The sequence below is a fragment of the Thalassovita aquimarina genome (assembly GCF_018219815.1).
In the GTDB taxonomy this organism is placed as follows: Bacteria; Pseudomonadota; Alphaproteobacteria; order Rhodobacterales; family Rhodobacteraceae; genus Thalassobius; species Thalassobius aquimarinus.
The window spans coordinates 195263-215846 of record NZ_JADMKU010000002.1; the positions used below are offsets into that span (position 1 = coordinate 195263).

At 63.7% G+C, this 20584-nt stretch carries 21 protein-coding genes; 10 read left to right on the forward strand and 11 right to left on the reverse strand.

Translation table 11 applies throughout. The features are described from left to right. The first annotated feature begins 85 nt into the window (after positions 1-85). Positions 86-445, forward strand: coding sequence for a hydroxyisourate hydrolase (gene uraH, locus IT775_RS03440; protein ID WP_212699681.1), 360 nt, complete (start codon positions 86-88; stop codon positions 443-445). A 50-nt stretch (positions 446-495) separates the two neighbouring features. Here the strand turns inward: uraH and IT775_RS03445 are convergent, their stop codons facing one another. Beyond that, positions 496-1212, reverse strand: coding sequence for a phosphatase PAP2 family protein (locus tag IT775_RS03445; RefSeq protein WP_212699682.1), 717 nt, complete (start codon positions 1210-1212; stop codon positions 496-498). Positions 1213-1849: 637 nt separating this feature from the next. Between IT775_RS03445 and smpB the strand changes: the two genes are divergently transcribed. From smpB to IT775_RS03475, 6 genes are all read left to right on the forward strand, one after another. After that, positions 1850-2326, forward strand: a complete 477-nt coding sequence (gene smpB, locus IT775_RS03450) for an SsrA-binding protein SmpB (protein WP_212699683.1) — start codon at positions 1850-1852, stop codon at positions 2324-2326. A 132-nt stretch (positions 2327-2458) separates the two neighbouring features. Then, the gene (gene sseA / locus IT775_RS03455) at positions 2459-3316 is read left to right on the forward strand and encodes a 3-mercaptopyruvate sulfurtransferase (RefSeq protein WP_212699684.1); all 858 of its coding nucleotides are present in this window, start codon (positions 2459-2461) and stop codon (positions 3314-3316) included. A 3-nt stretch (positions 3317-3319) separates the two neighbouring features. Then, on the forward strand, positions 3320-4504 hold the full coding sequence (locus tag IT775_RS03460) for an amino acid aminotransferase (RefSeq protein ID WP_212699685.1): 1185 nt from the start codon (positions 3320-3322) through the stop codon (positions 4502-4504). 144 nt (positions 4505-4648) lie between these two features. After that, entirely contained in the window at positions 4649-5224 is a 576-nt protein-coding gene (locus tag IT775_RS03465; protein ID WP_212699686.1) for a 2-dehydro-3-deoxygalactonokinase, read from the forward strand. A gap of 72 nt (positions 5225-5296) precedes the next feature. Next, a complete protein-coding gene (gene deoC, locus IT775_RS03470) occupies positions 5297-6286 on the forward strand; it encodes a deoxyribose-phosphate aldolase (RefSeq protein WP_212699687.1) in 990 nt (329 codons plus the stop codon). Between the two features lie 32 nt (positions 6287-6318). Continuing rightward, positions 6319-8661: an aldehyde dehydrogenase family protein gene (locus IT775_RS03475; RefSeq protein WP_212699688.1), complete on the forward strand. Its 2343-nt coding sequence runs from the start codon at positions 6319-6321 to the stop codon at positions 8659-8661. A gap of 94 nt (positions 8662-8755) precedes the next feature. Here the strand turns inward: IT775_RS03475 and IT775_RS03480 are convergent, their stop codons facing one another. The 8 genes from IT775_RS03480 to IT775_RS03515 all read right to left on the reverse strand — a co-directional run bounded on the left by IT775_RS03480 (position 8756) and on the right by IT775_RS03515 (position 17733). After that, on the reverse strand, positions 8756-8929 hold the full coding sequence (locus tag IT775_RS03480) for a hypothetical protein (RefSeq protein ID WP_212699689.1): 174 nt from the start codon (positions 8927-8929) through the stop codon (positions 8756-8758). Positions 8930-9054: 125 nt separating this feature from the next. Then, positions 9055-10365, reverse strand: a complete 1311-nt coding sequence (locus tag IT775_RS03485; protein WP_212699833.1) for a M16 family metallopeptidase — start codon at positions 10363-10365, stop codon at positions 9055-9057. Then, on the reverse strand, positions 10365-11699 hold the full coding sequence (locus IT775_RS03490) for a M16 family metallopeptidase (protein ID WP_212699690.1): 1335 nt from the start codon (positions 11697-11699) through the stop codon (positions 10365-10367). The genes IT775_RS03485 and IT775_RS03490 overlap by 1 nt, the downstream gene beginning before the upstream one ends. A 170-nt stretch (positions 11700-11869) precedes the next feature. Then, complete coding sequence (locus tag IT775_RS03495) at positions 11870-12391, reverse strand: DUF3035 domain-containing protein (RefSeq protein WP_212699691.1); 522 nt, start codon at positions 12389-12391, stop codon at positions 11870-11872. A gap of 53 nt (positions 12392-12444) precedes the next feature. Continuing rightward, on the reverse strand, positions 12445-12915 hold the full coding sequence (gene lspA, locus IT775_RS03500; protein WP_212699692.1) for a signal peptidase II: 471 nt from the start codon (positions 12913-12915) through the stop codon (positions 12445-12447). 101 nt (positions 12916-13016) lie between these two features. Further along, positions 13017-14606 carry a bifunctional phosphoribosylaminoimidazolecarboxamide formyltransferase/IMP cyclohydrolase gene (gene purH, locus IT775_RS03505; RefSeq protein ID WP_212699693.1) on the reverse strand — a complete coding sequence of 530 codons (1590 nt, stop codon included), beginning with the start codon at positions 14604-14606 and terminating at the stop codon, positions 13017-13019. 20 nt (positions 14607-14626) lie between these two features. Beyond that, on the reverse strand, positions 14627-16360 hold the full coding sequence (locus IT775_RS03510) for a heparinase II/III family protein (protein ID WP_212699694.1): 1734 nt from the start codon (positions 16358-16360) through the stop codon (positions 14627-14629). 104 nt (positions 16361-16464) lie between these two features. Then, positions 16465-17733 (reverse strand): RsmB/NOP family class I SAM-dependent RNA methyltransferase, encoded by a 1269-nt coding sequence (locus IT775_RS03515; RefSeq protein ID WP_212699695.1) that lies wholly within the window; start codon positions 17731-17733, stop codon positions 16465-16467. 64 nt (positions 17734-17797) lie between these two features. On the opposite strand from IT775_RS03515, the gene IT775_RS03520 reads away from it, so the two are divergent. Further along, positions 17798-17980: a DUF1674 domain-containing protein gene (locus IT775_RS03520; protein WP_212699696.1), complete on the forward strand. Its 183-nt coding sequence runs from the start codon at positions 17798-17800 to the stop codon at positions 17978-17980. A 132-nt stretch (positions 17981-18112) separates the two neighbouring features. On the opposite strand, the gene IT775_RS03525 is transcribed toward IT775_RS03520, so the two are convergent. Further along, a complete protein-coding gene (locus tag IT775_RS03525) occupies positions 18113-18466 on the reverse strand; it encodes a dihydrodipicolinate reductase (RefSeq protein WP_212699697.1) in 354 nt (117 codons plus the stop codon). A gap of 70 nt (positions 18467-18536) precedes the next feature. Then, positions 18537-19346 (reverse strand): 4-hydroxy-tetrahydrodipicolinate reductase, encoded by an 810-nt coding sequence (gene dapB / locus IT775_RS03530; protein WP_212699698.1) that lies wholly within the window; start codon positions 19344-19346, stop codon positions 18537-18539. An 88-nt stretch (positions 19347-19434) separates the two neighbouring features. Here dapB and rbfA point away from each other — a divergent pair, with 88 nt between their 5' ends. Both rbfA and IT775_RS03540 read left to right on the forward strand, forming a co-directional pair. Further along, positions 19435-19833: a 30S ribosome-binding factor RbfA gene (gene rbfA, locus IT775_RS03535; protein ID WP_212699699.1), complete on the forward strand. Its 399-nt coding sequence runs from the start codon at positions 19435-19437 to the stop codon at positions 19831-19833. Next, the gene (locus IT775_RS03540) at positions 19830-20579 is read left to right on the forward strand and encodes a phosphodiester glycosidase family protein (protein WP_212699700.1); all 750 of its coding nucleotides are present in this window, start codon (positions 19830-19832) and stop codon (positions 20577-20579) included. The genes rbfA and IT775_RS03540 overlap by 4 nt, the downstream gene beginning before the upstream one ends. Positions 20580-20584: the final 5 nt, after the last annotated feature.

Below are 20584 nucleotides of genomic sequence, written 5' to 3' on the forward strand. Positions count from 1 at the left end.
ACACTTTCAGGCGTGTGTTTCGGAACCGGATGCGCCTATCCTTCCGGCAACACGTCAATCGCCCGCCTGATAAAGGAGCATTCCGATGGCCGAAGGATATCTGACCACCCACGTCCTGGATACCGCCCGCGGTTGTCCGGCGGCGAATCTCGCAGTTTCGCTGTACCGGATCGAGGGCGAAACCCGGTCGCTTCTGGCGCAGATGACAACCAACGCGGATGGCCGCACCGACAGCCCGATCCTGCCAAAAAGCGATTTTTCCGTGGGCATTTACGAACTGGTGTTCGAAGCGGGGGATTACCTTGACGCGGCGGGCGTGCCGGCGGAGGAGCCGCGCTTCCTCGACATCGTGCCGATCCGCTTCGGGATTTCCGACCCGGAGGCGCATTACCACGTGCCGCTGCTGATTTCGCCCTTCGGGATGAGCACCTATCGCGGCAGCTGACACGGTTCCTTACCCGCCTCGGCCGACGGGAACGGATGCCCCCGAACAGATCATCCCATGATCAACCGGACCACGGCGCGGGTGGCGTGAAACATCTGTGCGATTTCGAATGTCGCCAGGAACAAAAGCGGATAGCCGAGCGCCTCGCGCGCCTGGAAAAAAGGGACGATGCGCGCCCATCTTACGAAGCGCGTGAGCAATGGCACCAACACCAGGGCGAGGCCGCCGCCACTTAACGCCCCCACGAGAATATCGCTTGGCCAGTGGAACCCGCCCACGATGCGGGGCAGGGATACGGCGAAGACCGCCCAGAACAGCGCCAACGCGCCAAATCGCCGATCGACGAACAGTATCCCGACGGCCAGCCCGATGAACAGCGATGCGTGATCCGACGGCATCGAGCTCCAACCGTCGAGGGTGACGGGACTTTGCCCCTCCCTAAGATTGACCGCCAAGCCTTTCGAATGCAGGGGGCGCACGCTGTAGGGCAGGAAATTGGCAAGCGCCCGGGTGATCGCGATGATCGGAAGAGCCGCCAGCAACACGGCGGTCAGGCGTTCACGTGACGCGGTTCTGTCGTGTTGCGCCGACGGAAGGAACCAAAGCGCCCAGATCACGAGCATGAACGGGAGCGCCTTTACATAGACGCCTTCGGATAGCCCCAGAAAGGTGTCCAGCGCGCCGTACCGGCCATTCCATTGATTGAACCAGCCAAAAATGAGCTCGTCATAATGGCCCGGTGAAAAGGATGTCGCCTTGTTGTCCATCGTCAACGCTCCGACACGCAATCTATAAATCTATACTTGAAAGGTAGATTACGTTTCCGTTTTCGATCAACCCGTGCGGACAATTCTGCCTTCATATCGCGCAACCCGACAAAACTCGCCGCCCATAGGCTGTATTTCCGCCGCCTGAACTGCTACTAAAGGCGAAAATGGAATCCACGGGAAGACAAGCAGGCACGGCAGCCAAATGAGATTGATAGTCTATTTTCTTGGCGTCGTTTCGATGGGCTGCACGGCCGCGAAATCCGAAACGTTTGAGGGCGTTCCATTCCGGTATTGCTTGGAAAAGATTGAGCAGTTTTCCTATGAATTTCCTGAGCATCGTTTCGTCGTCATAGACATGCCCGAGATGAGGTCGGTCATCTTCAGCTCGCCCGAGCGCCCCTTCGTGATATCGTGCTATCGTGACGAAAAACGGATGACGTTCGATTACAGCAAATTACTAAAACCTGAGTAGTCGCGTTTTGTGGCGCATCTTGGAAACCGGCATGGTTTGGCCCGACCTCCGCATGTCCGCAAAACCCGATCTTGCCCCGCCTCCCCCTTGGTTTCCCCACCAATCGCCCTTAAATACCGGCTTCCGATGGACAGGCCCTCCAAGGCCCGCTAGAGAACCGCCATGGCCAAGAAACCGACAGATCCCAATTACAAGGTCGTCGCCGAGAACCGGCGCGCGCGCTACGATTACGCGATCGAGGAAGATATCGAATGCGGCATCGTCCTGCAGGGGTCCGAGGTCAAGTCGCTGCGGGTGAATTCCGCCAATATCGCCGAAAGCTACGCATCGGTCGAAGACGGCGAGTTGTGGCTGATCAATTCCTATATCGCGCCCTATGAACAGGCAAAGACCTGGGGCCACGAGGAACGGCGCAAGCGCAAGCTGCTGGTGTCGAAGAAGGAACTGGCCAAGATGTGGAACGCCACGCAGCGCAAGGGGATGACCCTGGTGCCGCTGGTTCTGTATTTCAATCACCGCGGCATGGCCAAGCTGAAGATCGGTATCGCCAAGGGCAAGAAGCTGCACGACAAGCGCGCCAGCGACGCCAAGCGCGATTGGAATCGGCAAAAGCAGCGGTTGCTGCGCGACAACAGCTAGGATCGCCCGCGCGGGCACCAGTCCCTGAGCAGACCACAATATTGACGCGAAGCGCGCTTCTCGGCGCCCCTGGTCTTGCCAGCATGCGCCCTGCGATGTAGGCACAACGAGGAGCTATCGAAGGGGGCCCTCATGGCGATTGACGATCCCAAGACACTGGTTTCGACCGACTGGCTGGCCGCGCATCTGAAGGATCCCGATCTGCGGATTATCGATGCCACCATGCCGTTCGTGGGCGAAACACGCGACACCCGGGCGGAGTATGAAAAGGCGCATATTCCGAATGCGCGTTTCTTCGATATCGACGATATCAGCGATCACCGCTCGGAACTGCCGCATATGGTGCCGCCGGTCGAAAAATTCATGAGCCGGCTGCGCGCCATGGGCGTGGGCGACGGCCACCAGGTGGTGGTCTACGATACCGCCGGGCTTTATTCCGCGGCCCGCGTCTGGTGGCTGTTCCGGCTGATGGGACAGGACAATATCGCGGTGCTGGATGGCGGGCTGAAGAAATGGATCGCCGAGGGGCGCGAGGTCGAAGACATGCCGCCCATCGTACGCGACCGCCACATGACGGTGCGGCGCCAGAACCACATGGTCAAGGACGTGACGCAGGTCTCCTCTGCCTCGAAGCTGGGCGATTACGAAATCGTCGACGCGCGTTCCGCCGAACGGTTCCGGGGCGAGGTGGACGAACCCCGCGAAGGGCTGCGCCGAGGCCATATCCCGGGATCGAAAAACGTGCCCTTCACCGATCTGCTCAACGATGACGGCACGATGAAAGCCACCGATGACATCCGCGCCAGTTTCGAAGCCGCCGGCGTCGACCTGAAGAAGCCGGTGATCGCTAGCTGCGGGTCGGGCGTGACCGCTGCCGTCCTGTGCCTGGCGCTGGAACGCATCGGCAAAACCGATCATTCGATTTATGACGGGTCCTGGTCCGAATGGGGCGCCTTCCCCACCCTGCCCGTCGCCACTGGAGAAGCCTGAGACATGTTCAGCAACCTGAAAGAACAACCCGGAGACAAGATCCTTGCGCTGATGCAGCTGTACAAGGACGACCCGCGGCCGCAGAAAATCGATCTGGGTGTCGGCGTCTACAAGAACGCCGAAGGCCAGACCCCGGTGATGCGCGCCGTCAAGGCGGCGGAAAAGCAGCTGTGGGAAATTCAGGACACCAAGTCCTATGTCGGCCTGGCCGGCGATCCGGCCTTTGGTGACGCGATGATCGGCCTTGTTCTGGGCGATGTCGTGGCGCGCGACAACATCGCCGCAGCCGCCACGCCGGGCGGCACCGGCGCGGTGCGCCAGGCGTTCGAAATGGTCCGCATGGCCAACCCCGACGCGCGTGTCTTCGTGTCGAACCCGACCTGGCCGAACCACGTCAGCATCCTGAAATTCATGGGCATGCCGATGGTCGAATACCGCTACTTCGACAGCGCCACCCGCGGCGTCGATTTCGACGGCATGATCGAGGACCTGAAGCAAACCAAGCCGGGCGACGTGGTGCTGCTGCACGGCTGCTGCCACAACCCCACGGGCGCCAACCTGAACCTGGTGCAGTGGCAGATCGTGGTCGACACGCTGCTGGAAACCGGCGCGGTGCCGATGATCGACATCGCCTATCAGGGCTTCGGCGACGGGTTGGAAGAAGACGCCGCCGCGACCCGGCTGGTGGCGTCCTCGATGCCCGAATGCCTGATCGCGGCGAGCTGCTCGAAGAATTTCGGCGTCTACCGCGAACGCACCGGTATCCTGATGGCGGTGGCGCAGGACAAGGGTCTACGCGGGCTCAATCAGGGCACGCTGAATTACCTCAACCGTCAGAACTATTCCTTCCCGCCGGACCACGGCGCACGGGTGGTGACGATGATCCTGAACGATGCCGACCTGCGCGCCGACTGGGCCGCCGAACTGGAAGAGGTGCGCCTGTCGATGCTGGGCCTGCGCGAACAGTTGGCCGGTGAATTGCAGCGCCTGTCCGGGTCGGACCGGTTTGCCTTCCTGGCCGAACACCGCGGCATGTTCTCGCGCCTCGGTACCACGCCGGAAATGGTCGACAAGCTGCGCGAGGAACACGCGATCTACATGGTCGGGGATTCGCGGCTGAACATCGCAGGGCTGAATAAAAATTCGGTACCGATTCTGGCCAAGGCGATCATCGACTGCGGTATCTGAGACCGGCCCGGAGTTAAGGACCGGGGGAGGGGGCGCTGCCCCCGCAGCCGCGAGCGGCGACTCCCCCGGGGTATTTTGACCAAGAAAAAGAACTGATCCGGTGGGAGCTGTTCCCGCCGGACCGGAAACAGGGATGACATCGCGATGGCAGAACGCATCGAGGCAGAAACGGTTCCGGCCCGGCTGTTGCCCGAGGACGGCACGCTGCGCGATCTGCGGCAGGCGGCGCCCCTGGGGCTGTTGCCGGCGGATGATCGGTTGTCGCTGATCGGGCTGACCCGGCTGAAGAAGAACTGGGACGGCGCCGCCTGTGTGATCGGGGCCGACCGGACCCATTGGGTGCAGATCAGCGCCGACGAGGCGGTAAGTTTCCAAAGCTTCCTGACCCCGCGGCTGGCCGCCACGCTCGCCCCCGATGCCGAGGGTGCGGATAGCGAGTCCGCCGCCGACACGTTGTCACGCCCCGAACGGTTGGCGACGCATCTGAGCAGCGCCGATATCGCCGGATCGAAGGACGCGATCCTGGGCCACCTGATCGGGGCGGAGATCGCCGCGACCCGACCGTACTGGCTGGGCCAGATGGTGGTGGTGATCGGCGATGGGGTGCTTTCCCGCGCCTATGCGGCCTTGCTTGACCAACAGGGTGTTCCGGCCGAGATCCTTTCCCCCGGCGACTGCGCCGAGGCGGGGCGCGCCGCGCTGCAGGACGCCCGCGGCTGACGCCACGCGCGGCTTGCCAAGGTCGGGGCGCCGTGCCACGCTATTGACCAATTGGTAAAGTGGAGTGATCCGGTGCAAACCGACATCGAGGACAAGACCGCGCAGCTGCCGCAAGTCACCGAACCGCGCAATCCGGGGATGGCGCTGGACCTCGATTGGGTGATGCGAGCACAGGCCAACACTTCGGCGATCGAACGGCGCGCGGCAACCCTGCCGGGGCGACGGTCGGTGAAGAAGGAGTACCAGGCGGCTTGGCTGCTGAAGGCGATCACCTGCATCGACCTGACCACGCTGGCGGGCGACGACACCGACGGTCGGGTGGCGCGGCTTTGCGCCAAGGCGCGGCAGCCGGTGCGGCCCGATATCCTCGATGGGCTGGGCGTGTCCGGCATCACCACCGGCGCAGTCTGCGTCTATCACGACATGATCGCGCCCGCGGTGAAGGCGCTCGACGGTTCGGGCATCCCGGTCGCCGCCGTGTCCACCGGGTTCCCCGCCGGGCTATCGCCGTTCAACCTGCGGGTGGCCGAGATCGGCGAAAGCGTGAAGGCGGGGGCCGAGGAAATCGACATCGTGATTTCGCGCCGTCACGTGCTGACCAGCAATTGGCAGGCGTTTTACGACGAGATGAAAACCTTCCGCGAAGCCTGTGGCGAGGCGCATGTGAAAGCAATCCTCGCCACCGGCGAACTGGGCAGCTTGCGCAATGTGGCGCGCGCCTCGCTCATCTGCATGATGGCAGGGGCGGATTTCATCAAGACCTCGACCGGCAAGGAAAGCGTCAACGCCACATTGCCGGTGTCGCTGGTGATGATCCGCGCGATCCGCGATTACTTTGAGAGGACCGGGTACCGCGTCGGCTACAAGCCCGCGGGCGGGATTTCCAAGGCCAAGGACGCGCTGACTTACCTGGCGCTGATCAAGGAGGAACTGGGCGACCGCTGGCTGCAGCCGGACCTGTTCCGCTTCGGGGCCTCGTCGCTATTGGGCGATATCGAGCGGCAGCTGGAACACCATGTCACCGGGGCCTATTCGGCCAGCTACCGCCACGCGATGGGGTAAGGCGCCCGCGCGCCGAAACAGGAGCGACCTGCATGACCGTAAAGGATATCTTCGAAACCATGGATTACGGCCCCGCCCCCGAAAGCGCCGCCGAAGCGCTGGCTTGGCTGGTCGATCAGGGCGACCGGTTCGGCCATTTCATCGACGGTGACTTCACTACACCGGGCGACGGATTCGCATCAACGAATCCCGCCACCGGCGAGGTTCTTGCGACGCTGACACAGGCCACGCAGGTCGACGTGGATGCCGCCGTCACCGCCGCCCGGAAGGCGCAGCCCAAGTGGGAGAAACTGGGCGGCCATGGCCGGGCCAAGCACCTTTATGCGATCGCGCGGCTGTTGCAGAAACACGCGCGGCTGTTCGCGGTTCTGGAAACGCTGGACAACGGCAAGCCGATCCGGGAATCGCGAGATATCGACATACCACTGGTGCAGCGGCATTTCTATTTCCACGCGGGCATGGCGCAGCTGATGGAAGCTGAACTGCCCGACCGCGAGGCGTTGGGCGTCTGCGGTCAGATCATCCCGTGGAACTTCCCGCTCTTGATGCTGGCCTGGAAGGTGGCACCGGCACTGGCGATGGGCAACACGGTGGTGCTGAAACCGGCCGAATACACTTCTCTCACGGCGCTTCTGTTCGCCGATATCTGCCGCAAGGCGGGGCTGCCCAAGGGCGTGGTGAACATCGTCACCGGCGACGGCGCGGTGGGCGAGATGATCGTCGGCCACCCAGGCATCGACAAGATCGCCTTCACCGGCTCGACCGAGGTGGGACGCAAGATCCGCCAAGCGACGGCAGGCAGCGGCAAGGCGCTGACCCTGGAGCTGGGTGGCAAGTCGCCCTATATCGTCTTCGACGACGCCGATATCGATTCCGCGATCGAAGGGCTGGTCGATGCGATCTGGTTCAACCAGGGTCAGGTCTGCTGTGCCGGGTCGCGGCTGCTCGTGCAGGAAGGTATCGCCGAGCGCTTCATCGACAAGCTGAAGGCGCGGATGGACAAGCTGCGCGTCGGCGACCCGCTAGACAAATGCATTGACATGGGCGCGCTGGCCGATCCGGTGCAGCTGCAGACCGTGCGCGACATGGTCGACGGCTGTCAGGACGGCGAAATCCACCGGCTGAATACGCAATTGCCGGCGGGGGGCTGCTACTATCCGCCGACCCTGATCACCGGGTTGGAACCGTCGCATCAGCTGATGCAGGAAGAAATCTTCGGGCCCGTTCTGGTGTCCACCACCTTCCGCACCCCGGCCGAGGCGGTCGCGCTGGCCAACAACACCCGTTACGGGCTGGCCGCTACGGTCTGGACCGAGAACGTGAACCTGGCGCTGGATATTGCGCCGAAACTGGTGGCGGGCGTGGTCTGGGTCAACGCGACCAACCTGTTCGACGCCACCGCCGGATTTGGCGGGGTACGCGAAAGCGGATACGGTCGCGAAGGCGGCTGGGAAGGACTGCAGGCCTATACCCGCCCCAAGGGCAAGGCCAAGCCGCTGGCGCGGCTGGAACCGTTCAGCGGCGACAAGATCGAGCCGGAAGCAGTGGATCGCACGGCCAAGCTTTATATCGGCGGCAAGCAGGCGCGGCCCGATGGCGGGTACAGCCGCGACATCTGGTCGAAATCCGGCAAGCACCTGGGCGAAGCGCCGATCGCCAGCCGCAAGGATATCCGCAACGCGGTCGAAGCAGCACGCGGGGCCGCCGGGTGGTCGAAAACCACCGGCCATCTGCGCGCCCAGATCCTCTATTACATCGCCGAAAACCTGTCGGCGCGGGCGGATGAATTTGCCCATCGGATCGACAGCCTGACCGGCCACCACGGCGCCAAGGAGGTCGAGGCCTCGATCCGGCGCCTGTTCACCTATGCCGCTTGGGCCGACAAATACGACGGACAGGCCAAGGGCGTGCCGATCCGTGGTGTCGCCCTGTCGATGCGCGAACCGGTCGGCGTGATCGGGGCGATCTGCCCGGACGAGGCGCCGCTGCTGGGTCTGATCTCGGCCATGGCCCCGGCGATCGCGATGGGCAACCGCGCGGTGCTGGTGGCGTCCGAGGCGATGCCGCTGACGGCGACCGATTTCTATCAGGTTCTGGAAACCTCCGACGTCCCGGCGGGGGTGGTCAACATCCTGACCGGATCACACGAGGAACTGGCGGGCACCTTGGCCAAGCACATGGATGTGGACGCGGTTTGGAGCTTCTCATCCTCGGACATCTCGGGGCTGATAGAGCGTGAAAGCGCGGGCAACCTGAAACGGACCTGGGTCAATAACGGCATGGCGCGCGACTGGATGGGGGCGGCGGGCGAAGGCCGCGAATTCCTCGATGCCGCGACCGAGGTCAAGACGATCTGGGTGCCTTACGGGGAGTGAGGCAACCCAACCAATAGGCGAGTGACCAAGACCCAATGAGTGGAGGAAACTGAGCTCGAACCGGAAAGGTTCGACAAAAAAGCTCGCTCGCGGTCTAGATGCCGATACGCAACAAAATCGTGGCAACCCCTGCGAAACCAACGCTTAAGAACATGTAGGTTTCAAAACTCTTTCCGAAGACAGAAGCCTCTTTGTTGCCGGAAACCAGCATAAAAACCCAAATTCCTGAGCAAATCAGAGAGCCCAAAATAAAGATAAGTCCCAGCAAATGATGGCCCCTTTGGCCGAAGTACAGTTGATTTAAAGCTGCGGTTAGCAGCAGCTTAAAAAGTTTCTCTGTAAATAACGCGTGTCACAACGCCTTCATGACGGCCTATCGGGCCTCACAATACCCTACTGGCTCACCGGCAAGCCCTCGGGCTGCCCCACCACCACGAAGGTCAGGTGTTCCGGGTCCAGCAGCTTCTTCGCCACCCGGTTCACATCCTCCAGCGTCACCGCCTCGACCTTGTCGTTGCGGGTGACGATGTAATCGACCGGCATATCATCCATCTGCATCCCGACCATGATACGCGCGATCGAAGCGTTGCTGTCAAAGTGCAGCGGATAGGACCCGGTCAGATAGGTCTTGGCGTCGTCCAGTTCCTGCTGCGTCACGCCCTGTTCGGCAAGACGGGCCCATTCGTTGCGGATCACCTGCACCGCCTGCGCCACACGGTCATTGGCCGAGGCCACCGATCCCATCCACAGCTTGGCCTGATCCTTGTCCACCAGGTAGCTGTAGACGCCATAGGTCAGCCCGCGCTTTTCGCGCACTTCCTGCATCAGGCGGCTTTCGAACGATCCGCCGCCCAGAATCAGGTCCAGCACGAAGGCGGGGAAGAAATCGGGGTCTTCGCGGTCGATGCCCTGCTGCGCGAAAATCGCGACCGATTGCGGCGTGTCGAAGGGTACGACCTTGACGCCGCCGGGGAAATTCAGGTTCGCCGGACCGATCAGAGGCGCACCGGTTTCGGGCAGGTCACCAAGCAGCCGGTCCATTAGCGCGGCCAGTTCCACCGCGTCGATATCGCCCACCGCCGACACATAGACGCGATCCTTGGCCAGCGCGCCCTTATGCGCCGCGACCAGGTCGTCGCGGCTGAGCGCGGCAACGCTTTCCAGTGTGCCGCTTTCCGGCCGGCCGTAGGGGTGGTCGCCGAACACCATTTCCCCGAAAGCGCGCGAGGCGATCGCGCGGGGATTCTTCAAGTCGGACTTGATGTTGGAAATCACCTGCGCCCGGACCCGTTCGATGGCGTCCGGGTCGAAACGCGGCTCGGTCAGGGCCGCGCGCAACAGGGCCACCGCCTTGTCACTGTTTTCGGTCAGGAAGCGGGCCGAAACGCTGACCGCATCGTCGCTCTGATCGAACCCGAAGGAGGTTGCCAGTTCCTCGGAGGCGCGGGCGAAGGCGCGCGCATCCATATCGCCTGCCCCTTCTTCCAGCAGGGCCACCATCAGGTTGGTCGCGCCTTCCTTGCCCGGCTGGTCAAGCGAAGCACCGCCCTTGAAACGCAGTTCCAGCGCCACGAAAGGGATCGAATGGTTTTCGACCAGCCACGCCTTGAAGCCACTCTCCGACGTGACCGGCTGGATGTCGACTTCGGCCCGCGCAGGCAGGGCAGCGAAAAGAACGAGGCAAAATGAAAGGATACGCAGCATCATTGGGTCACCTCCTCGGCCATCATCCAGCCGGTGACGGATTGCCGCCGGTCCAGAACCTCGCGGGCCACGGCCATGATATCGTCGGCGTTGACCGCCTGCAGGATATCGGGCCAGTCCTGCACATCCTGCACCGTCAGCCCCTGTGTCAGGGCACGTCCATAGCGGTTTGCCAGCCCTTCGACATCGTCGCGGGCATAGATTTCCGAGGCGCGGATCTGCGTCTTGATCCGCTCAAGCTGGTCTGGGTCGATGCCGGTTGCCATGAAGTCCTTAAGCACCTTGTCCATCGCGTCCTCGACCTCTTGCAGCGACACGCCCTGCGCCGGCACCGCGACCAACGAAAAGGTCGTATCGTCCAGCGACGTGCCCTCATAGAAAGCCGCCGCATAAACCGCCTTCTGGCTTTCGAACTGCAGCTTCTCGACCAGAACCGAGGTCTGCCCGCCGCCGAGGATTTCGGCCAGCAGGGTCAGCGCCGCCGCCTTTTCCTGCGCTCCGGCATCGCGTTCGGGGGCCAGGTAGGACCGGCTGACATAGGGCTGCGCCACCCGCGCGTCGCGATAGGTCATCCGCCGTTCGGCGGTCTGCGGCGGTTCCTGGCTGCGATAGCGCTGCTGCGGCAGGTCGGGATTGGCCGGGATCACGCCGTAGTATTTATCGGCGAGTCGGCGGACCTCTTCAGGGTCCACGTCGCCCGCCACGACGAGGATTGCATTATTGGGCGAATAATAGGTGCTGTAGAAGGACAGCGCGTCGTCGAGCCCCAGTTCCTCCATCTCGTGGCGCCAGCCGATAACGGGCACGCCGTACCGGTGATTGAGGTACTGCACCGCGTTCTTCTGTTCCCGGAACAGCGCGGAGGGGTTGTTTTCCACCCGCATGTTGCGTTCTTCGAGGATCACGTCGCGTTCGGTTTTGATGTCGGACTGGTCCAGTTGGAGGTTGACCATCCGGTCGCTTTCCATCCGCATCATCAGTTCCAATCTGTCGGCCGCCACCCGCTGGAAATAGGCGGTGTAATCGTAGCTGGTAAAAGCGTTGTCGTTGCCGCCTTGCTTGGCCACGGTGGCGGAAAATTCACCCGGCGCCAAGGTCTCGGTGCCCTTGAACAGCAGGTGTTCGAGGAAATGCGCGACGCCGGACTGGCCCACCGGTTCGTCCGCCGATCCCGCCCTGTACCACACCATGTGCACCGCCACGGGGGCACGGTGCTCCTCGATGACCACGACCTCCATCCCGTTGTCCAGATAGAACGTTGAAACCTGATCTCCGGCCCAGGCAGGCAGGCTGGCGGCGATCAGTGTGGCGAGACTCAAGACGAAACGGATCATGCGGCGGCTCTCCTGTCAGTTACCGGAAAGATACGCCCTCACTGGCGGGCTTCAAGTGCGGTTACGAGGATGTGAGCGACCGTTCGGACCTGCACCCCTTGCGTAGCCAAAGAATGGTCTTTCGACGAGCGTCATTCGCCCCCGCCACACCGAAAGCGCGGCGCCGCGAATCAGCGCGCGGCGGGCGGGGCGGTCGGCGTGGTTACGCCCTGACGACGCCACCAGGCCACCTCGGCCTGGGAATTGAGTTCGAAACGCTTATAGGCCTGGGAATAACGGTCAACCCGGACCAGCCGAAGCTTGGTGAAGCGCGACTGGCGGCGGCGAAATTCCTTGTCCTCGGCGGCAAGAGATTCGCGTATATCCGCAGGCACACCATTGCGGCCGGCATGGGCAATCAGCGCGCCATCTGCGGCGGGAACGCCATTGCCGGGCTGCCGCGCCGATGCGCGACCACCCAAGGCGACGGCGGCATCGCCAAGCGGATCCTGATCGGTCAGGTTGCTGCCCCCCGGCGTCGGAGCCGGCAGGGTGTTGAAATCCTTCGGAGTCTGAAGCTCCTTGCCCGGGATGATCGAAAACTCGTCCGGCCCCCCGGTGAAGGAGCGCAGGTCGCGCATGGAAATGTCCCGTTCATTTCCCGAACAGGCCGCCACGGCCAGAACTGCGATCAACAACAACGCACGCGGCATTGCCACCCCTCCTGATACATCCGAACCCGTCTTAGCGGATTGCATCGGCCCCGTCACGTGGCCTTTTTGCCCCCGCCCCACAGAACCAGCCCGAACGCGCCGGCGAAAATCGCGATATCCGCCACGTTGAACGCATAGGGGTTGTCGATGCCGCAGCAGGACATGTTGAGGAAATCGGCAACCGCGCCGTAAAGCAACCGGTCCACCACGTTGCCCAATGCGCCGCCGATCAGCAGCCCCGCCGCGATCAGCCCGATCTTGCCGGGCCGGTCCCGGGCCACCCACCAGAACACCGCGACGCAAATGATCAGCGCCAGTGCGATCAGAAACCAGCGTGTCAGGTTGGAGTCTTCCGAAAACAACCCGAAATTGACGCCGTAATTCCACGCCATGCGCAGGTTCAGGACAGGCGGAATCACGTCTATTTCACCGCGCACACGCAGGTCGAGCATGTGCACGACGATGTATTTGCTGGCCTGATCGGCCAGGAAGGTCCAGAACCCTGCCCAGAATACGCTGGTCATCTGCTCGTCCTCGATACCGGGCGCTGCTGCGCCTCTTGTATTGGCCGTCTCCGGCGAGTTTAGCACAGGCTCGCCGGAAACTATCGTTTTTTCTGCCATGATCAGTGACGGAAGTGGCGCATACCGGTCAGCACCATCGCCAGACCGGCCTCGTCCGCGGCCGCGATCACCTCATCGTCACGCATCGACCCGCCCGGCTGAATGACGCAGGACGCGCCCGCGGCGGCCGCTTCCAGCAGACCGTCGGCAAAGGGGAAGAACGCGTCGGAGGCGACGGCCGATCCCTTGGTCAGCGGCTCGGGCAGGCCCAGGGCCTCGGCCATGCGTTCGGCCTTCTTGGCGGCGATCAGCGCCGAATCGACCCGGCTCATCTGGCCCGCGCCGACGCCGACGGTGGCGCCGTCCTTGACGTAGACGATGGCGTTCGACTTGACGTGCTTGGCCACTTTCCAGGCGAACAGCAAGTCTTTCATCTGCTCCTCGGTGGGCGCGATCTTGGTCACCACCTTCAGGTCGTCCATACCGATGAAGCCGTTGTCGCGGTCCTGCACCAGCATGCCGCCCGACACCTGGCGATAGGTCAGGCCGGGGGCCGCGGTATCGGCCAGTTCCGGGGTCAGCAGCAGGCGCAGGTTCTTCTTCTTGGCGAAGATTTCCTGAGCCGCCTCATCGGCGCCCGGCGCGATGACGACTTCGGTGAAGATCTCGGTGATCTTGGTCGCGGTGGCCGCGTCCAGCGGCTGGTTCAGCGCCACGATGCCGCCGAAGGCCGAGGTGCGGTCGCAGTCGAAGGCGTTGGAATAGGCTTCCTCCAGCGTCGCGCCCTTCGCCACGCCGCAGGGGTTGGCGTGCTTGATGATGGCACAGGCCGGGCCGTCCTTGGGCAGGAATTCCGACACCAGTTCGAACGCCGCATCGGTGTCGTTGATGTTGTTGTAGCTCAGTTCCTTGCCCTGCAGCTGCTTGGCGGCCGCCACACCGGGCCGGTTCGACCCGTCGGTGTAGAACGCCGCCTTCTGGTGCGAGTTTTCGCCGTAGCGCAGCGATTGCGCGAAAGTGCCGGCAAAGACGCGGCGGCGCGGGGCTTCCTCGCCGATCGCGTCGGCCATCCAGGTGCTAACCGCGGCGTCATAGGCGCCGGTGCGGGCATAGGCGATCTGCGCCAGCTTCTGGCGGAAGGCGCGGCTGGTCTGGCCGTCATTGGCATCCAGTTCTGTCAGCAGCGCGTCGTAGTCCTCAACGTCGACAACGGTGGTGACGAACCCGTGGTTCTTGGCTGCGGCGCGGATCATCGCGGGACCGCCGATATCGATGTTTTCGATGCAGGTGTCGTAATCGGCGCCCTTGGCCACGGTTTCCTCGAACGGATATAGGTTCACCACCAGCAGGTCGATGCCGCCGATGCCGTGTTCGTCCATCGCCGCGACGTGATCTGCGTTGTCGCGCAGCGCCAGCAGACCGCCATGCACCTTGGGGTGCAGCGTCTTGACCCGGCCGTCCATCATTTCGGGGAAACCGGTCACGTCGGCCACGTCCTTGACCTCAAGCCCGGCCTCGCGCATCGCCTTGGCGCTGCCGCCGGTGGACAGCAACTCAACGCCACGGGCCGACAAGGCTTTGGCCAGGTCGATCAGGCCGGTTTTGTCGGATACGGAAATCAACGCGCGGCGCACGGGATATAGGTCGGTCATGGGGCAGCTCTCTGCTTGGTTCAGGTCAGGTCCGGCTCGTCCCGGTTCAGGTCGCGGATGCTGATCGGCGTTTCCTGTGCCTTCGCTAGCGACCACCGGGTGCGCGTCGCATAATCCATCGCGCGGCCAGATAAAACGATTTGTTTGGTCGCACGGGGCCGCAAACGGCCTTTTTCGAGGTAAACAGACGCTTCAAGCGTCATTTTCAACTTACCATCATGGCGAAACACCCATAATTCGCCGCTTTTCAGCGCCAGCGAAATCGCCGCGCCGCCCATGTCCACGCTGGCGTCGACCTCCGGGTGCAGGTGGAATCGAACCTGGAACGGCACGCCCTGCAATTGCGACCGGGTCAGCGCCTTGTCGAAACTCTGCCGGTCCGCGGGTTCGATCGCGACCAGCAGGTCCTCGCCCGCCAAGCCGCGCCCATCCATGCTCAGTTCCAGCGTCCGCGCGTGGGTCAGCCCGTGGGTTTTCAGATACCCGTTATGGCCGCCCTCGAACAGCATGCCCTCGGCGGATTGCGACATCTGAATCCGCACGTCCTTCGGCACGTCGACCAACATGTCGGCCTTGGCGGTGCCGGCCCCGAAACGGGAACTGGAATAGCCCTCGATCGACAGGGTCGAATGACTCGGCGTGGCGCGCCCGGCGCGGCGCCATTCGATGCCGAAAACGGCGCCCGATCCGCAATTGACCACCACCGGGCGGCGCCCCGATGTCAGTTCGAACGCCAGCGTCGAGGCATGGGCGTTGCCCGACGCCTTCGCCCCCGGCGGCGCGGCAGCATCGATGATGATACTGGTGCGCCCGGCACTCAGGCGGGCATAGCCCATCGCCAGCCCGTCGGCATGCCGTTCCTTCACGCACGACGCCGCAAGCGCCGCGTCCAGCCGCCCCTCCAACCCGCGTCCGCCGCCGTGGAACCGCGCCAGCCCGCCATCGGCATGGCGCAGGGTCCGCAGGGTCGGGGCGATCCGTTCGATCGCGGCGGCATGTTCACGGCCCACCGCGCGATCGGTTTCATGCAAGGCCGCGGCCGCCCAGGTCAGCAGGGTGAAGACTTCAAGCAATTCTTCCGGGTTACGGGTCGGGATACCGCCCTGATCGTCCACCTGCGTCCGGCATTCCTTTTCCAGTGCCTTCACCGCCGGGGCGACGTGCTGTTCCATCCCCTCAAGCGCCAGCCCGGCATAGATCAGCCCGGTCAGCGCCTCGAATCGCGGCAGACCAGGCGTCGCCTTGTGCCAACGCCGGCTGAGGAAAATCGTCTGATGCGCCAGCGACCGGTAAAACGCGTCCGATGCATCCTGATTCTGTGCCCGCAGCACGAACAGCGCATGGTGAATCCAGCGGATGATGCGGCGCCCGGTCAGGTCAGGGGTCCAACCCGCGCCCTTGCCGGCGCCGTAAAGGTCGATCCAGCCCCACAGCCAGTCGGCGGCCAGTTCACGGGTTTTCGGATCGGCCACGGCGGCCAGATCGTCAAGCCAGCCGAAACCGTGGATTTCCTCCTCGAACATCGCGTCGGGAGAATCGATATCCCAGATCCGTATCCCCCGCGCTTCGATCAAATGGCCGGCGAACAGGTAGTTGCCTGCCAGAAGCTGCCTGCCTTGGGCGAACGATCCGATCGTGCGTGGTTCGGGTTGACTGACGAAGCCGATGGCGGGACGCGCAAGGCTGCTCCACCGCGCATGAAGGCGGTGCATCCAGCGCGTGTAGCGCGCCGATAAACCTTCGCGACTGGACATCTGCTCCCTGCCTTTTACGCTCTGTCGGCGGTATTGGCGCGAGGATAGCCCGCAATGTTTCTTATGTCACCCGGCGAAAACTTCCGGTTGCGGATTTCGACCGATCAGGCGGTCAGGCAGGCGATATAGAACCCGTCCATGCCGCCCTTGTCGGCCCAGTAATCGGGGCGCAGGCGTAGCCCGCCTTCCTCGGTGATCCATTGGGACTCGATGCCGGGCAGGTCCAACCGCGCGCGGTCGGCTTTCAGGCCGGGATGACGTTCCAGCGCCTCTTCGACCTGGCATTCGCCTTCGTCGGGCAGCAGCGAACAGGTACAGAAAACCAGCCGCCCGCCGGGCTTCAACAAGGTCAAAGCATGGTCGATCATCTGCGCCTGCAAATCCATCAACGCGCCGAAATCGCTGCCATCCTTAGCCAGCGGCAGGTCGGGGTGGCGCCGGATCGTGCCGGTCGCCGAACAGGGCGCATCGAGCAGGATCGCGTCGTACTGGCCCTGATGTTCAAGCGCGTCACCGGTGATCAGCCGCGCGGTAAGCTGCGTCCGGGCGAGGTTTTCCGCCACCCGTTCCATCCGCGCCGCCGACAGGTCGATCGCCGTCACATCGGCGCCGCTTGCTGCCAGTTGCATCGTCTTGCCGCCGGGGGCCGCGCACATGTCCAACACCGCTTCGCCGGGTTGCGCGTTCAGAACCTTGGCGGGAATGGCGGCGGCGGCATCCTGCACCCACCAATCGCCCGCCTCGAATCCCGGCAGGGCGGAAACCTGACCGGGTTCCTGCAGCCGCACCGATCCGGTCGGCAGCAGATCGCCACCGGTGGCCTGCGCCACCGCCTGCGGATCGCCCTTGGCGGTCAGGTCCAGCGGCGCGCCCTTGAAATGCGCCTGCTCGAATGCGCCCACCACATCGCCGCCATAGGCCATGACCAGCGGATCACGCAGCCATTTCGGCAGTCGCGGCGCGCGCAGGTTGCCCCAGGTTTCGGGCCCGCGCGCCGCGATCTTGCGCAGAACGGCGTTGACCATGCCCTTCATCGCCTGCGTGCGCTTGTTGGCGGCGGTCAGGTTGACCGCCTCGTTCACCACGCCATGGGCATCGCCGCCCTGGCACAGTTCCACCGTCGCCAGCCGCAGCACGTTGCGCACGTAAAGCGGCGGGTTCTTACGCAGGTGTTTCTGCAGCAGCCGGTCGGCCCGCTCCAGCCCGCGCATCGTGTCCAGCGCCAGCCGCTGCGCCCGCGCCCGGTCGGCCGGATCGAGCCCCTGCAACACCCCCTGTCCCAGCAGTTCGGACATCAACCGGTCTTCGTCCAAAACCCGGTTCAGAAGGGTCAGGGCGGCGCTGCGGGCGGTTTGTTTGGGCTTGGGCGACATGAGATCCCTTTGATCTTGGGCGATGCGGGCGTATATCAGGGGCAAGACCCGAGAGGAAGACACGATGACCGAAACCCGCAAGGACCTGCCCCCCGCCGCCATCCGCGCATTGGCCGAAGCCGAGGAACGCCGCAAGGCCGCCGAGGCCGAGGCGAAGAAACTGCCCAAGGAACTGGGCGGGCGCGACGGGCCTGAACCGGTGCGCTACGGCGACTGGGAAAAGAAGGGCATCGCGATCGATTTTTAAGCGTAGGGCCGGTTAGTCCTGGTATTCAGAACTGCGGACGGCATCCGCCCCCGACCACTCTGCTTCATATCAGACCCAGCAACGTCTTCAGCTTTGGCATCGAACCATCGAACCGCCACCCGGTATATTCAATCACTTCACCCGGAATTCCTCGATCTCACCATCGCCAGGTTTCGGAACGAAGATCATCGTCTCGCCGTCGAACCTGACGGTCACGCAGAATTCGCCCTGATCGGAAGTGCCGATAAACACCCGTTTGCACAGCTGCCTGTTCTGCCAATACCAGTTGCCCAGAATCGGCCGACCCCAGGCCCACCCCTTGATCTGTCCCAGTTCGCTGAAGCGCATGGTGTACAGGAACTTCGTCAGCTTCCGCCCCTCGATTAGTTCCAGAAAACTGCTCCGGTCCGTGATCGTGCGAAATCCGGCGGCGTGAGCAGGGGCAACGCTCAGCAGAGCGAGGGAAAGGATCAGGGTTCGTATCATGGTCTTCCACATTGGTTCGCGACGCGGCGCAAACCCTGCAAATCCCATGCCAAACCCTGAAACGCGCCGATCAGAGCCCCAGCACATCCACCATGTCGTATTCGCCCGGGCCCTTGCCCTGCCCCCACAGCGCGGCCTTCAACGCGCCGCGGGCGAAAATGGCCCGGTCGGTGGCGACATGGCGCAGCACGACACGTTCGCCGACGGCCGCGAACAGCACGTCATGTTCGCCGACGATATCGCCGCCACGGATGGCGCTGAACCCGATATGGCCTTTTTCGCGCGCGCCGGTGATGCCGTCGCGCCCCCGGTCGGAAACATTGTCCAGCACCACGCCACGGCCCTCGGCGGCGGCCTCGCCCAGCATCAGGGCGGTGCCCGAGGGCGCGTCGACCTTCTTGTTGTGATGCGCCTCGATCACCTCGATGTCGAAATCTTCGTCCAGCGCCGCCGCGACCTTCTTGGTCAGCTGCACCAGCAGGTTCACCCCCAGCGACATGTTGCCGGCGCGGATCACCGTCGCGTGGCGGGCGGCTGCGGCGATCTTCTTCAGGTCGTCCTCGCTCATCCCGGTTGTGCCGATCACATGCACCGCGCGGGCCTGCGCCGCCAACCCGGCGAATTCCACCGTCGCGGCGGGCGAGGTGAAATCGATCACCGCCTGGGCATGGGCGAAAACCTCCAGCGGATCGTCGCTGACCGCGACGCCAAGCGCGGCGCCGCCCATGCATTCGCCCACGTCATGGCCGATCCAGTCATGACCGGGGCGGTCCACCACGCCGACCAACCGGGCCTTGTCGCTGGCCTGCACGGTCTTGATCAGCATCTGGCCCATCCGGCCCGACGCCCCGGTAATCACGATCCCCGGCAAGTTGGTCATGGTTGTCGCTCCGATAAATTGCGTTTGAGCCTGCATAGCGAAGCATTGCCCGCTTGGCAAAGGGGGGCGGAAGGCTTAAGTGCGGGGCATGGCCAAAGGTAACTATTCTCATGGGGGCGGCCCCAGCACGCGTCAGCTCAGGGTCGGGGAACTGATCCGCCGGACGATGTCCGAGGTACTGATGCGCGGCGACATCCACGACACCGACCTCAACCGCATGTCGATCACAGTGGGCGAGGTGCGCACGTCGCCCGACCTGCGGGTGGCGACCTGTTTCGTGCTGCCGCTGGGCGGCAAGAACGGCGACGAGGCGATCAAGGCGCTGGCCCGCAACCAGGGCGAACTGCGCCGCATCATCGGCCGCAAATGCGGGCTGAAACACGCGCCCGAATTGCGGTTCCTGCTGGACGACACCTTCGACCGGATGGACGAAACCCGCCGGTTGCTGGAACGCGAAGACGTCCGCCGGGACCTGGACAAGGAATGATCCGGGGCGGGGGCTTCCCTGCCTTGGCGGCGGCCCTGTCGCTTTCCTTCGCCCTGCCGGCCGCTGCCCTGACCTGCCAGGACACCGAACTCGACGGGAAATCCTATACCATCTGCGAAGCCGACCCGGCGCGGGAAGACCTGCGCCTGTTCCTGCGCGACGGCGAAGGCCGGATACTGGGCCAGTTCAACCGGGTAGACACGGCGCTGGAGCGACGCGGCGAAACGCTGATCTTCGCGATGAATGCCGGCATGTTCCATCCCGACCGCAGCCCGGTCGGCCATTACATCGAAGACGGACAGGAAGAGAGACGGGTGATCGCCAGCGCCGGGCCGGGCAATTTCGGCCTGCTGCCGAACGGCGTGTTTTGCATCGGCGACCGGATGGCGCGGGTCTATGAAACCGAGGCCTACCAGTCGGACCGGCCCGATTGCCTTTATGCCACCCAGTCCGGCCCGATGCTGGTGATCGACGGGGCGCTGCATCCGCGGTTCCTGTCCGACAGCACGTCGCGCTATTTGCGCAACGGGGTCGGCACGACGGATAATGGCGACCGGGTGGTTTTCGCCATCTCCAACGAACGGGTCACCTTCCACGAATTCGGCCGGTTGTTTCGTGACGGGCTGAACCTGCCGCAGGCGCTTTATTTCGATGGCAAGGTGTCGCGGATTTACGCGCCCGCGTTGAACCGTCACGACCCGGGGCTGCCGGTGGGCCCCATCGTCGGCATCGTCGCCCCGCGCTGAACGCA

Excerpts from the sequence above, each read along its gene's own strand:
- uraH (WP_212699681.1), top strand. The coding sequence starts at position 86 with ATGGCCGAAGGATATCTGACCACCCACGTCCTGGATACCGCCCGCGGT.
- IT775_RS03445 (WP_212699682.1), bottom strand. The coding sequence starts at position 1,212 with ATGGACAACAAGGCGACATCCTTTTCACCGGGCCATTATGACGAGCTC.
- smpB (WP_212699683.1), top strand. The coding sequence starts at position 1,850 with ATGGCCAAGAAACCGACAGATCCCAATTACAAGGTCGTCGCCGAGAAC.
- sseA (WP_212699684.1), top strand. The coding sequence starts at position 2,459 with ATGGCGATTGACGATCCCAAGACACTGGTTTCGACCGACTGGCTGGCC.
- IT775_RS03460 (WP_212699685.1), top strand. The coding sequence starts at position 3,320 with ATGTTCAGCAACCTGAAAGAACAACCCGGAGACAAGATCCTTGCGCTG.
- IT775_RS03465 (WP_212699686.1), top strand. The coding sequence starts at position 4,649 with ATGGCAGAACGCATCGAGGCAGAAACGGTTCCGGCCCGGCTGTTGCCC.
- IT775_RS03475 (WP_212699688.1), top strand. The coding sequence starts at position 6,319 with ATGACCGTAAAGGATATCTTCGAAACCATGGATTACGGCCCCGCCCCC.
- IT775_RS03485 (WP_212699833.1), bottom strand. The coding sequence starts at position 10,365 with ATGCTGCGTATCCTTTCATTTTGCCTCGTTCTTTTCGCTGCCCTGCCT.
- IT775_RS03490 (WP_212699690.1), bottom strand. The coding sequence starts at position 11,699 with ATGATCCGTTTCGTCTTGAGTCTCGCCACACTGATCGCCGCCAGCCTG.
- IT775_RS03495 (WP_212699691.1), bottom strand. The coding sequence starts at position 12,391 with ATGCCGCGTGCGTTGTTGTTGATCGCAGTTCTGGCCGTGGCGGCCTGT.
- lspA (WP_212699692.1), bottom strand. The coding sequence starts at position 12,915 with ATGACCAGCGTATTCTGGGCAGGGTTCTGGACCTTCCTGGCCGATCAG.
- purH (WP_212699693.1), bottom strand. The coding sequence starts at position 14,606 with ATGACCGACCTATATCCCGTGCGCCGCGCGTTGATTTCCGTATCCGAC.
- IT775_RS03510 (WP_212699694.1), bottom strand. The coding sequence starts at position 16,360 with ATGTCCAGTCGCGAAGGTTTATCGGCGCGCTACACGCGCTGGATGCAC.
- IT775_RS03515 (WP_212699695.1), bottom strand. The coding sequence starts at position 17,733 with ATGTCGCCCAAGCCCAAACAAACCGCCCGCAGCGCCGCCCTGACCCTT.
- IT775_RS03520 (WP_212699696.1), top strand. The coding sequence starts at position 17,798 with ATGACCGAAACCCGCAAGGACCTGCCCCCCGCCGCCATCCGCGCATTG.
- IT775_RS03525 (WP_212699697.1), bottom strand. The coding sequence starts at position 18,466 with ATGATACGAACCCTGATCCTTTCCCTCGCTCTGCTGAGCGTTGCCCCT.
- dapB (WP_212699698.1), bottom strand. The coding sequence starts at position 19,346 with ATGACCAACTTGCCGGGGATCGTGATTACCGGGGCGTCGGGCCGGATG.
- rbfA (WP_212699699.1), top strand. The coding sequence starts at position 19,435 with ATGGCCAAAGGTAACTATTCTCATGGGGGCGGCCCCAGCACGCGTCAG.
- IT775_RS03540 (WP_212699700.1), top strand. The coding sequence starts at position 19,830 with ATGATCCGGGGCGGGGGCTTCCCTGCCTTGGCGGCGGCCCTGTCGCTT.